The following is a 12,713-nucleotide window of genomic DNA, read 5'->3' on the forward strand; positions in this document are numbered from 1 at the left end:
TCAGACCTCACGAAGGGCCCGACCCACTATGGTTTTTAATTCTTTTTTTTCTTTTAGATGAAATTATCGCGTATCCTTAGATATGTTTATAATTGATTGAGACGTTGATATTTTTATCAGGTTGATAACCTCCAGAGTATTTTAGAGGCCCGTTGTTCGGCTCCTTTATGGTGAAGCTGCCGCTTACATCTTTTACATTGAAGGTTCCGCCCCTACTAGGGGCATTGATGTGCATGAAGGGCACATTTTGATTATACTCAATGTAAAAGTTACTGAAACTAATCCCTCCTACAGTGTTTCGATCACCATTGGCTTCTAAGCTAATTGGAGCTGCTGTTGTGGACGAAACTACATTCCTTGCCAGACAATCCTTAAATATCACCTTGAAACCGTTTGCCGCTTTGCGGGTAAATAAGATTCTCCCTGGACTACCGTTAAAATGGTTGCGTTCAAATCGAATTTCACCACCTACCGCATTGGGACCTTTACCGCCCCCAATATAAATTTCGGTAGCTGGGACAGCGCGGAACGGCGATACGGCATTGTTGCTGAACTCACAGTCCACTATGTTTATTGACACGGGCCGTGTTCCACTATCCATTCTGGCAGTTGAAAAATGAATGCCGGCACTGTTATTACCAGAAAATTTGCAGTTGGTGAAATTGATGTTGACTAATCTTTCTCCCGGGCTGTCAGCTTCCAAAACGACTCCAGCTTCAGGTTTTGTACCGCTAGACCCCGAAAATTCGGAATTTCGGACCCATACATTCTGTGCACTTACAATCGTGATTCCATCCCGACGATTGTTGAAAGATTTGACATTTTCAACTGTGATATTTTGCGAGTAAGCGGTATTACGGTCCCCTGTAATTACAATGCCTGCCCCTCCACTGCCTCTTATAGTTAGCCCGCGTACAGTTATATCACTGCATTTGTCGATTTCGAGTGCATGCCGCTGCTCCCCACTTGTGTATTCCTCTTTGTTCATTTTGAAGGTAGCTCCGGTACCCTCGATGGTAACGTTTTTAGCACGGGTTAATTTAAAGAGTCTGTTACCCTCTAAAAACGCGCCGGACTTGGCTCGCAGGGTTACGCCCGGCTCGAAGACGATGGTCATATTTTCCAGGTCAAAAAACCGCGTGGTCCTGATTACCCAATCACTGCTCTGTTTATCAATCACTACATAGCGACTGCCCGAGTTAATGGCCGCCTTAAACGCTTCGGTTGCATCGCCGGCCTGGAACCCGAAGGAGGAAGCATATACGGCATCGGGAGGATAGTCGTAAGCAGGTACGTTTTGGACTTTATCCTTCCCACCTTCGTTCGTGCTTTCCTGGGTGATTGTCACCGTGGCTTTTTGCTCTGTCTTTTTGTTTTCATCGTCAGTTATTTCGACAGTATAGGTAAAATCTTCACTTACTGGTTTCTTCTGGTCGTCTTTTTTCGATTTGAGTTCGTTTTCCTCTTTTGTTTCTTGGAATGTGTCCTGAGAAGTTTCCTCTACTGCGGCGGTCGGGGTTGGTTCCTTAAATTCCTCCTTTTCTAGAGAAGTTTGTTGGGTTACTTCCATTTCGGAGACTTCCGAAGCTGCTTCTGGAGAAGCTTCTTCAGCGCTATTGGTTGGTGACTCCGGTTTTGTTTCTTCCTCTTTCAGGTTTGCCGGTTCCGTTTCTTCTGCTTCTGGAGTTTCGGTTGAGTGCTCGGGTACCGTTTCCTGACTATCTGACTGGAAATTAGGATCTGTAGCTTCCTCATTTTTCTTTTCTTCCGCAGTTGATTGTTGGTTTTCCCCACCGGTTGCGTTATCCCGATCTTCTGAATCTTCTGGATTAGGATAATAAATCAGAGTTTTATCATTATGAATTACAACATTCCCATTACTGGGTTGGGAAATTTTGGTGATTTTGACTTTATCGGGATCGTTAAATTTATCATTGGCCAAAACGTTAAGTACAATACTTTTTTGATTTCCGATGAGAAAATTGTCGTCAATAGCCAAGTCTGCTCTAAGCCGAGCTTCCTCAACATTCGATAACATATAATCAGCCAATAGGTCGGAATCCTTACTACAAGATAATAGTAAAACTAAGACATAGAGAGATACCATCGACTGAACGATTTTTGAATTAGAAATTTTCATAAGTAGGTTGAGCTTTAAGGTTATGAGGTCGAGGCACCGATTTGGGATGGATACCTCTCTCTTACTTCAAAATAGTTACTTCATAAATCACTTCGATTTAATTTTAACATGGACATGACACCTAAACTCAAAAATCTAGATTAAGAGGTAGCACGTAGTTTGATTATCTTTTATTTAAAACTTAGTGGGGTATCAAATATTGTTGAACGGGCGATTTAATCGTTGAAATGCAGACCTGCAAGAATGAAATAGCAAGAACTTTTCAAGCTTCGTATAATTCAATATATTTGTTAACCATCAAATCTATGCTATATTTTTTGGAGCGGTTGATACAATCCCGTACAGTCTTATCATAGTAGTTTTTGTCGGCTAACAGGTTGGCAATAATCTCTGCTAATTTTACCGAATCATTTTTAGGGAAGAGTAAACCCGCTCCTTCGACCACTTCGGTTAAACCGGGCACATCAGAGGCAATAAACGGTCTCCCCGAAGCCAATCCTTCAACGCTGGCCAGTGAAAGTCCTTCGTAATGCGAGGATAACACAACAATGTCGGCGGTTTTCAAAAGTCGCGGTACATCTGTTCGCAATCCCAGAAAATGAACCCGGTGCTCAACACCGAGTTCCTTGGCCAGACTGACACAATATGATTTTAAAGTTCCTGTTCCTGCAAGTAAAAGGTGAACATTGGTGTTTAAGAGATTAAGAGCTTTTATTAAAGTTGGCTGATCTTTCGGTTTTTTGAAGGAGGATACCTGGATAAGTATTTTGTCACTCTCTTTAAGACCAAACTGTTTTTTGTCCAGTGGTTTCGCCGAATCGATAGCTTCAAGATTTACTCCATTGTAGATGTTGACTACTTTAATTTTCTTGGAACCTAAATGGTCATTTAAGCTTTTTCGCACAGCATCGGAAATGGCGATATGGCAGTCGTACTTTTTATAAATGGAGTTATCTATTAATTTATAAATCCAATTGCCCATTCTTCGATTGTTTGTACTGTGCTCGGTGTGGACCAATTTGCCCCGAAAGTTCTTGTCCACAGCCAAGGCAGACCAATAAAAAGCAGGGAACAAATGGACATGAATTACGTCATACCAATATTTTGAGAGGTGCCTTTTAATTTTAAATATATGGGCCGGATGGTAAATGTTCGTATTCTCGCTTAAGAAATGGACGTTTACTGTATCCATCTTAAGAATCTCCCGTTCTAACACCGAATCAATAGATTTAAATAATAGTATATCAACTTTATGATTTTTTTCGATGAACTTCTTGGTGGTTTCTACTACTAATTTTTCTGCTCCTCCATTGGTGAGGGCACTTATAATTTGAAGTATGCGCATACGGGGTATTTTACAAATTAAAAGCAGATAATGATAATGAAGCCATAATTGCTTTTCGAGATAATCTAAATTGTTTGTTGAGCTGAAATTGATGTGCCAAAACAAAGGTACAAAATTACCGTATTTTTAATTAGGCTGAACCCTTCCAGAGCCTTATCTTCATCTGTGCTCAAATAAGCTTATCCCCCCACAACAGTTCTTACGAAAGTATATCTAAACTTGCATTCTAAGCGTATTGCCCTGACATCATGACAATCCTTTGCTATGTATCATATTTCTATACTGAGACCTTAAAGATATACGAAATGGTTTTCTGGACTCCTTCAAGTTGAGCGGGCTGCCGATAGTTTCATTCCGCACCTTCTGAACATGATACCTTTTAAGGAAGGCCAAGGGATCTGGGCGGGATGCAAGAGTGGAAATCCACTTTCGGATGATTTTGCAATTCTTGTGTTTTGTAAAACAAGTTTAAATATTTGTAAAATCTATTGGGAAGGAATTCATAAATCAAAATTCCGTAATGGTAGTTGCCTGAAATCGAACATTATATGCCTTACGTCGAATATAATGCAGAAAGAAGTGGTTAGTGTTATAATATTGTTACCATCACATTCAATTCGAGCTGTGGCAACATAATAGGAATATCCATTGCAAAGCACATAATGAAGAGGTTTTCTTATTTAGATTACGTAGATGAAAAAATATTTTATTTGGGGATTTTTATTAGTTCTAACTTATTTTCTAGGCCTTATTACCTATCGGGATAATCTGGAACCACTAAAAACTTTAAGGAAATTTAAAAATCAAACCTTCAAGGAAAAAATTAACAACGTACCTTTCTATGAATCTATCTTCGAAGATGAAGTCCTTCATCTAACTAAAAGACTTGATGGATTTAATTCGGTAAAGGTCAGAAATAAAATTATTGATGAATTTATTATTCATGACGTTGAGATTGTAAAGAAATCAGAGGAGGACCTTGATTGTTTAGGAAGCGTTGAAATTATAGAGACAAAATTCTATGACATAACCAACAAAGGAATATATAACAACAGAAACAAAGATAAACTTTTCATTTATTTTCAGGGACACGGAGGTGATCCTTGTGATTTCAACTACTTTAAAAGCCTAAACAACAATCTTCCCGATATGGACATCCTGTCATTTTCAATGTTTGGTATTGGTTTAAACAAAATGAAAAAGATAGGGTTTCCAATAAAATTGCCTAATCACGAACGCCAATATGAATTTATTAATACTGATTTTTCAAAGTTCAGTAGAAACCATGATATCATTCAATTTTTTCATGATAAAAATAACCCTGAGCTTAAACCATTAGCCTTATTTATTTCATCACCCTATCACATTATAAACAATGTTATTAAGAGCAAGAATTATAAAGAAGTAATCATAAGTGGAGTTTCTGGAGGAGGATGGTACTCCACTGTGTTAGCTGGTTTAATTCCTGAGATTGATGAGCTATATTCCTTTAATGGAACCCTACCATTGGTTTATAGGATTGGTACTGATAGTAAGGGTGATTATGAACAACAATTTTCAAAATTTTATGATCAATTCGATTACTATACCTTGTACTTACTTTCCATATTCAATTCACAAAATGACCCAGCTAGATTGTCATACCATTTATATTCAAGTGAGGACGAATGTTGTTTTTCGTCTCCGGAAGCCAACTATTTTAAACAATCAATAGATAGTTTAGGGCTACCTAATCTAAGGGTCAAAATTTTTAAAAAGACGGAACATGAGATAGACAGTAATTGGTTGTTGAAACAGATTAAACAGCCGTAATCTTTTAAAAACAAACCATACTCCTAATTCTATTTAAAAATTACATGAGTTTTTTTAATAATTCTAAGTAAAACAAACGTACATACGCAATTAACGAGCTGAGGGAGAAGACTTAAATTTATTAAGCAGTGGAAATGTTAAAGAATAAATGAATGCTTTTTGAAAGAAATTTAAATTCTTTTTCCAAGCAAAATCCGGTTTTATAATGATGTCCTTGTTCATCCGTAATCGGTTTCCTGCTATTACATGACTTTCAGTTTGCATTGATTCACTCAGATTAATCTCGGTTTTGGGCTTTTCTCCTAGAACAAATTCAAGAATTCTATTGATTTCCTGATTGGGATTTGCGCAAAAATTCTCGTACTTAACAAAAAGAGATGGAAAGCTAGTAGATTTTAGGGCAGAAAATGCTCGCGAGTTTACGGCCAGCCACGAGTATAAGGCTTTCTGTAGTGAGGTACCTTTCATGTCCTTCTGTAATCCGGCTTTCTGATTTTTTTTGAAACTTTTTTTAAATGACCATACTACGCCCCTGGGATCCCTCATTAAATAGATGAACTTAACGTCAAATAAATCGCTTTTGCTTAAATTGAAGGCTCTTTGTGGTGATTTTGAAGAATCGAATAATATTTGCTTATTGCTTACCTCCGAAATAGCATTAAAAATTTCATTACTTTTTGAGATAAAGTCATTGAATCCAGATTTCTCTGTATAATCTTTTATCTTGAAAACAGAATCCCTCTTTGGCGCATTGAATTCGTATTGGTATTCTTTATATTTTTGAAAATCCTTTTCACTCCACCCAACTTTTCTTATTACTTCTGACCAAAACGGACAAGATTTAACGATGTCACCACAGGCACAGTATTCGTTGAAAACCTTATTGTTCCAATTGCTTATTTCGCCAACACCCATAATATTTGGATTCTCATTTACCAACATGTCCATAAGGGTTGAACCACTTCGACCGCTGCCGATTAAAAGAATCAGTTTTATTTTTTGTTTCATAACTAAACGCTTAGGTGCCTTTTCTAAGAAAGTCTTTATTGGATAAAAGATTAAGGTATGCCCTAATTCATTTAGGTTCAAAATTAAACCTTTCCAGTTGTACCTGCAATAAGAAAACTAATTACTGTAACAGAACCAGAAAATGACGGTTGGACTTATCCTTTCCAGAATCTGCAATATAATTGAAATACTTTGGTCGAAGGATATCTAAAAAATTCAAAGTCTTCTATGATAACTTTCAAGGATGTGCATTTGTAAGACCTACACTCTAGGCGGTAAGTGACGATGGTGGCCACTATTTGTGGGAATATTTGGGAAGGACAGCATAAATTAAGTTCTTGAAATATAATGATAATTTTTTTGGTAAGGCTCATCACTCGAAGTAGATTTCTTTGAGATACCTACCAAAAATTCGGTATAGATTTTTACCTACTTACATCTTTTTATTCGGTTCTTTGCCGAAATTGAACAGATTAAATTGAATAACTGCTCCTAATTCACGAGTTTTGCGTTCATTTCAAATTCTATGGTCACACCAACTGAAACCCTGAAGATTGCAATTAATGCCGCTATCAACGCAGGCAAGGCTATTCTTGAAGTCTATGAAAAGCCCGATTTTAAATCCGAATTCAAACAGGATAACTCTCCCCTTACAGAAGCTGATAAGGCCGCTAACGAGGTCATCAATACTTATTTAGCCAATACAGCTTATCCGATTATTAGCGAGGAGAACAAAAATGAAGATTATAAAATTCGTAAGAATTGGGATTACTGCTGGATCGTAGATCCTCTTGATGGCACCAAGGAATTTATAAAGCGCAATGGGGAATTCACGGTAAATATTGCCTTAGCCAAAAATGGCGTTCCCATCTTAGGTGTCATTTACGTGCCCGTATCACGGGAGCTGTATTACGCAAATGTCCGCAAAAAAGATGCGTTTAAAGCTATTTTGAACGAAGAACATGAGATGGTTAACGATCTATTTGATGTTTCTGATTCTATCTATCCTGCAAATACCAATAGAAGTATCGTACGGGTGGTGGGAAGTAGATCTCATATGAATCAGAAGACTTTGGACTTTATCTCGGAATTGGAAGACAAATACGAAAACGTAGAAATAGTTTCGAAGGGCAGTTCGTTAAAATTCTGCTTGGTTGCGGAAGGCAAAGCCGATATTTACCCGAGATTTGCGCCCACAATGGAATGGGACACGGCGGCTGGCCAGGCCATTTGCAATGCAGTCGGCGTTAAGGTCATCGAACAGGATGGAAAAAATGCATTGCATTATAACAAGGAAGACTTGCTTAATCCTTTTTTTATGGTAAGCCATTGATGGAAAAAGTTTCCTTCAAAAGGCATTTTGCCAAAACCGTTACATGGCGTATTGTTGGAACGTTGGACACCATTGTGTTATCTTGGGTGATAACTGGAAATCCCCTTACAGGACTTAAAATAGGAGGTTCTGAACTGATAACTAAAATGTTGTTATACTATGTCCATGAAAGAGTTTGGATTCGACTCGGTATAATAGACAGTCGTAGAAGACACCTTATTAAAACTGTGACTTGGCGAATAATCGGTACTTTTGATACCATCATTCTTTCCTGGTTCATCACGGGAAGTGCACAAACCGGGTTGCAAATTGGATTGATAGAAGTTTTGACGAAAATGATATTGTATTATTTTCATGAACGAGCTTGGTATCGTATTGATTTTGGATTAAATAAAAGAGCTGAAAAATGAATAAGAATATTACGGCCCAAGAATTTAAGATAGGAAAAGACCTTCGACAGAAAGCTAATGGCCATAGTTCATTTCTTGTGTTTTTCACAGGGCTATCGGGATCTGGAAAATCGACCATTGCAAACGCCCTCGAACAGAAACTATACGATGAGAACATAAAGACATACGTACTCGACGGTGACAATGTGAGAAAGGGCATCAACAAAAATCTAAGCTTTAGCGAAGAAGATCGGTCAGAAAACATCCGAAGAATTGGGGAAATCTCAAAATTGTTCGTTGATGCGGGCCTTGTGGTTTTAGCGGCCTTTATAGCCCCCTATGAAAAGGACAGAAAGTTTATTGAGAGGATTATCGGCAAGAAAAACTATGTGGAAGTTTACGTCGGCACGAGTTTGGAGGAGTGCGAACGGCGGGATGTCAAAGGGCTATACAAAAAAGCAAGAAAAGGGGAAATTAAGAATATGACAGGTATTTCCGCCCCATACGAAAAACCAAAAGCACCAACCGTTAAGATTGATCAAGATCAGTCGGTCCAAGAGGCCGTGAACCTTATATTTGCAGAAATTAAAAACAAACTAAGCCTAAAATAGAATGAGTCAGTATTTTTTGAATTATTTGGATGAGTTAGAGTCGGAGGCGATTTACGTTCTTCGTGAGGTGCAAGCCCAATTTCAAAATCCGGTTATACTTTTTTCCGGAGGTAAAGACTCCATCGTAGTTTCACATTTGGCAAAAAAGGCATTTTATCCCGGTAAAATCCCTTTTGCCTTTATGCATGTCGATACGGGCCACAATTTTCCGGAAACAATCAAGTTCAGGGATGACCTCATTGAATCCCTGGACGCGAGACTCATAGTTGGCTCGGTTCAGAAGGCAATCGATGATGGTCGTGTCGCGGAAGAAAAAGGTAAGAATGCCACGAGAAATGCGCTACAGATAACTACTTTGCTCGATGCCATTACCGATAATAAAATTGATTGCGCAATAGGTGGGGGAAGAAGGGATGAGGAGAAAGCAAGGGCAAAAGAACGCTTTTTTTCCCATCGTGATGATTTCGGACAATGGGATCCCAGAAATCAACGGCCAGAACTTTGGAATCTTTTTAACGGTAAATATTTCGAGGGTGAACACTTTAGGGTCTTTCCCATTAGCAATTGGACGGAAATGGACGTTTGGAATTATATAAAAAGGGAACAAATTGAAGTTCCGTCCCTTTACCTCGCACATAATCGGGAGGTAGTATGGAGAAACGATTCCTGGATTCCCAATTCCGAGTATTTAATACTTGATGAAAACGAAAAAATTGAAACAAAAAAGGTAAGATTTAGAACCTTGGGTGACATCACCATTACTGGCGGTATAGAATCGGACGCCGATACCTTGGAAAAGGTGGTTATGGAAGTTTCTGCCATGAAGCAGACTGAACGCGGAAACCGTACGGATGACAAGCGTTCGGAAACCGCTATGGAAGATCGAAAAAAACAAGGTTATTTTTAATTCACAATAGGCATAAAGCAATGAAAATAGATAACAATCAGCTATTGCGTTTTACAACGGCAGGAAGTGTCGATGATGGTAAAAGCACCTTGATAGGAAGACTTTTATTTGATTCCAAATCAATCTTTGAAGATCAAATTAAAGCCGTCGAAAACACCAGTAGCAAAAAAGGCTACGAAGGTATTGACCTAGCGTTGTTCACCGACGGACTTCGGGATGAGCGCGAACAGGGAATTACCATTGACGTGGCGTATCGATATTTTACCACCCCAAAGCGGAAGTTTATAATCGCCGATACGCCCGGTCATATCCAATATACTCGAAACATGGTAACGGGGGCCTCGACGGCCAATGCGGCCATTATTCTTATAGATGCCAGACACGGGGTAATAGAACAGACAAAACGACACGCCTTCATCGCTTCCTTGCTACATATTCCACATGTCATTGTTTGTGTCAATAAGATGGATCTAGTGGATTATGCCGAGGAGACCTACAACCAAATAACAAAAGCGTTCGAAGAGTTTTCCTCAAAGATGGTCATCAAGGATTTTCGCGTTATCCCAATAAGTGCCTTGCATGGGGATAATGTGGTCAACCGATCGGAAAATATGTCTTGGTACCTAGGCGCAACGCTTTTGCACACTTTAGAGACCTTGCACATTAGCAGCGATATTAACAAGGTAGATGCGCGGTTCCCTGTACAAACGGTAATCCGACCACAACGCGATGGCTTCCTTGATTATCGCGCCTACGCAGGTAGGTTGCCCAGTGGTATTTTACGTACTGGCGATGAGGTGACCGTTCTACCATCTGGGTTTACCTCTAGCATAAAGTCCATTCAAGGACCTTCGGGTAAGCTTGAAGAGGCCGTAGCCCCTATGTCTGTCGCTATTGAACTGAGTGACGATATTGATGTAGGCCGTGGAGACATGATTGCAAGATCCAACAATAAGCCCGAGGCCTCCCAGGACATAGAGGTCATGCTATGTTGGTTGGATGATGCCGCTGCCGGACCGAGGACAAAATACACGATAATGCATACCTCAAATGAGCAGACTGCAATGATTAAGGAAGTTATTTATAAAATTGATATTAATACTCTTGGCCGCATCAACGATGACAACGAGTTGCGGATGAACGATATCTGTAAAGTGAGGATTAGGACAACAAAACCATTGATGATTGATTCGTACCGAGAAAATCGTAATACAGGTAGTATCATTCTTATTGATAACACTACGAATGAAACAGTTGCTGCCGGGATGATTGTATCGTAATAATTAAATCCAATCCGACCGAGTCCTTCGAGTCATAGATTCGATGTAGTCAATCAGAAGTGTATACCTAATGTGGCATCAAGAAACGAGTAATCTAATTTTAGTTGCAATAATGATTTAAACCTTTTTTCATAACTTTAGAAGAGTCCTTTCTATTTTGATAGCAGTCTATGCATATGAATTATAATATACACTCTAAATAATAAAATATTTGAATCGACCGCTAATTTTCTATTGGACGAAATTCGATTTTTGATATATTGGGGTGCATATTTGATGAAAAGTAATTTCAATTTTAGTCTAAAGGATGTTTTAGTTGATTCTCCCTTTGAAACCACGGAATTTTCTAAAATCATATGCAGGAACTCAGGAGAAAAGATTCTCATAGCCTCCTCTGATTTTAATTCCTTTCTTAGATAAGAAACCATTTCCCCTGACTTTAAAATGTTCATGGGTGCAGAAGTTGCACTTTTGGTTGCATATTCAAGTTTAGGTTTAAAATCATGCATTATTTCTTTAAATAGGGATTTTTCCGTACGAAGTCGGTCCGGCAAGGTGCGAACCGTACGTATTATTTGGTCGGCCAGTAATGGAGTCGATTGCTCTATGTATCCGAGCTTCAAGTCGGATAACGCGCTTAGCACAGTTGGGATGCGATACCGATGATATACTCGGTCTCTCCAAGCATACAGGCTTTCCGATTCTTTCTGTTTCATATATTCGGGATTTACCTGTTCGGGAATGCCATATTTTCTGTAATCTGAAAGATTAGAATAGTCAGTGCATAAAGCGCAACCCAAATGATACCTTATCCGCAAGGGTGACGCGGCCGTGACCCAACCGAAGCCTTCATCCCCTCGGATGATGCCATCGACTCCATCTTCAAACAACGTCTTCCAGATGGCAAAACCATCCGCATACCCAGAAATATGATCTATTCTACCTTCACCATTTTCAATGAATCGCTTTAAAATGGTTTGGGCAGAATTATTCGACATATCTGTATGGTAATATTTATGCTGAACGCCAGTCGCTTCGGCGACTTTTTTTGCCACAAAAGCATCATTGCCTTTTTGATGGATAGATTGGGCTAGCCCCCATGTAATAGAACGAATTTTTCCGGGATTTTGGAGCGCATTGTTGATTAAATATAATATGGCCCTGCTATCGTGCCCCCCCGAAAGAGGTAAAACCCATTTTTCTAAATCAAAGGCAAAGTTTTTGAACGAAGTTTGTATAGCATTATATAATTTTTTTTTATGTTCTTTATAGCTTCTTTTACTTTCGGAAATAACAATTTCATTATTCTTTTCTTCTAATTTCCAATCCTCTTTATACACGATAATCCTTGAGTCTGGCTTTAATTTTGTTATACGTTTGTCCCATGAAAAGTCCGGCCCCAAAGTGCCTGTTGAAAGCATCCATGGAATAATTTTTTCGTTAAACTCAAAGCTTTCCAAAAACAAGATGATAGCACGTTGTGAAGTTGCAACAATAAAAATTTCTTTATTTTTAAAGTACCAGAGTGCCCTGGAACCCACACTGTCTGCCACAACTTCTGTCATTTCCTGGTCACTTCTGATTAGGGCATAACTGCCATCCTCAACAGGGTTTAGCGGAGAATACCAGTTGTTTTGACATACACAGTGACCCAACAGGATACTTTCGTCTTTTGTAGTAATAGTGCCAACGGGATTCACGATGGAATACAAAGTGCGATGTCCTTGATATATTTTAGGAGGATTGGGATCAATATTATCCGGCTCTAGGGTCTTACTAATTTGGGCAAGTTTGCTGTAAGATCTTTGATCAACCTCGTTGCTGAAATTTATATAAATTATTTTTGACACGGTATATTGTTGTTTATCAAATTTATGATTCAATCGAC

Annotated in this window: 10 protein-coding genes; 6 read left to right on the forward strand and 4 right to left on the reverse strand. The window is 38.8% G+C overall.

Going from position 1 to position 12,713, the window contains the following annotated elements:
• Window positions 1-76: 76 nt before the first annotated feature.
• Together RQM65_RS16165 and RQM65_RS16170 are read right to left on the reverse strand one after the other, a co-directional pair.
• On the reverse strand, window positions 77-2,140 hold the full coding sequence (locus RQM65_RS16165) for a right-handed parallel beta-helix repeat-containing protein (RefSeq protein ID WP_314016454.1): 2,064 nt from the start codon (window positions 2,138-2,140) through the stop codon (window positions 77-79).
• Window positions 2,141-2,402: 262 nt separating this feature from the next.
• Window positions 2,403-3,485 carry a glycosyltransferase gene (locus RQM65_RS16170; RefSeq protein WP_314016455.1) on the reverse strand — a complete coding sequence of 361 codons (1,083 nt, stop codon included), beginning with the start codon at window positions 3,483-3,485 and terminating at the stop codon, window positions 2,403-2,405.
• A gap of 693 nt (window positions 3,486-4,178) precedes the next feature.
• On the opposite strand from RQM65_RS16170, the gene RQM65_RS16175 reads away from it, so the two are divergent.
• On the forward strand, window positions 4,179-5,297 hold the full coding sequence (locus tag RQM65_RS16175; RefSeq protein ID WP_314016456.1) for a hypothetical protein: 1,119 nt from the start codon (window positions 4,179-4,181) through the stop codon (window positions 5,295-5,297).
• A gap of 90 nt (window positions 5,298-5,387) precedes the next feature.
• On the opposite strand, the gene RQM65_RS16180 is transcribed toward RQM65_RS16175, so the two are convergent.
• Complete coding sequence (locus RQM65_RS16180; RefSeq protein WP_314016457.1) at window positions 5,388-6,305, reverse strand: sulfotransferase; 918 nt, start codon at window positions 6,303-6,305, stop codon at window positions 5,388-5,390.
• 526 nt (window positions 6,306-6,831) lie between these two features.
• Here RQM65_RS16180 and cysQ point away from each other — a divergent pair.
• Genes cysQ through RQM65_RS16205 form a run of 5 tightly spaced genes read left to right on the forward strand, consistent with a single transcriptional unit; the run spans window position 6,832 to window position 10,825 of the window.
• Complete coding sequence (cysQ, locus tag RQM65_RS16185; protein ID WP_314016458.1) at window positions 6,832-7,638, forward strand: 3'(2'),5'-bisphosphate nucleotidase CysQ; 807 nt, start codon at window positions 6,832-6,834, stop codon at window positions 7,636-7,638.
• A complete protein-coding gene (locus RQM65_RS16190) occupies window positions 7,638-8,048 on the forward strand; it encodes a DUF2061 domain-containing protein (protein ID WP_314016459.1) in 411 nt (136 codons plus the stop codon). The genes cysQ and RQM65_RS16190 overlap by 1 nt, the downstream gene beginning before the upstream one ends.
• Window positions 8,045-8,638, forward strand: a complete 594-nt coding sequence (cysC, locus tag RQM65_RS16195) for an adenylyl-sulfate kinase (protein WP_314016460.1) — start codon at window positions 8,045-8,047, stop codon at window positions 8,636-8,638. The genes RQM65_RS16190 and cysC overlap by 4 nt, the downstream gene beginning before the upstream one ends.
• 1 nt (window position 8,639) lies before the next feature.
• Entirely contained in the window at window positions 8,640-9,545 is a 906-nt protein-coding gene (gene cysD, locus RQM65_RS16200; protein WP_314016461.1) for a sulfate adenylyltransferase subunit CysD, read from the forward strand.
• 20 nt (window positions 9,546-9,565) lie between these two features.
• Window positions 9,566-10,825 (forward strand): sulfate adenylyltransferase subunit 1, encoded by a 1,260-nt coding sequence (locus RQM65_RS16205; RefSeq protein WP_314016462.1) that lies wholly within the window; start codon window positions 9,566-9,568, stop codon window positions 10,823-10,825.
• A gap of 152 nt (window positions 10,826-10,977) precedes the next feature.
• On the opposite strand, the gene RQM65_RS16210 is transcribed toward RQM65_RS16205, so the two are convergent.
• Window positions 10,978-12,675, reverse strand: a complete 1,698-nt coding sequence (locus RQM65_RS16210) for an asparagine synthase-related protein (protein ID WP_314016463.1) — start codon at window positions 12,673-12,675, stop codon at window positions 10,978-10,980.
• Between the last annotated feature and the right edge of the window lie 38 nt (window positions 12,676-12,713).

It is taken from the genome of Pricia mediterranea (genome assembly GCF_032248455.1).
Taxonomy (GTDB): domain Bacteria; phylum Bacteroidota; class Bacteroidia; order Flavobacteriales; family Flavobacteriaceae; genus Pricia; species Pricia mediterranea.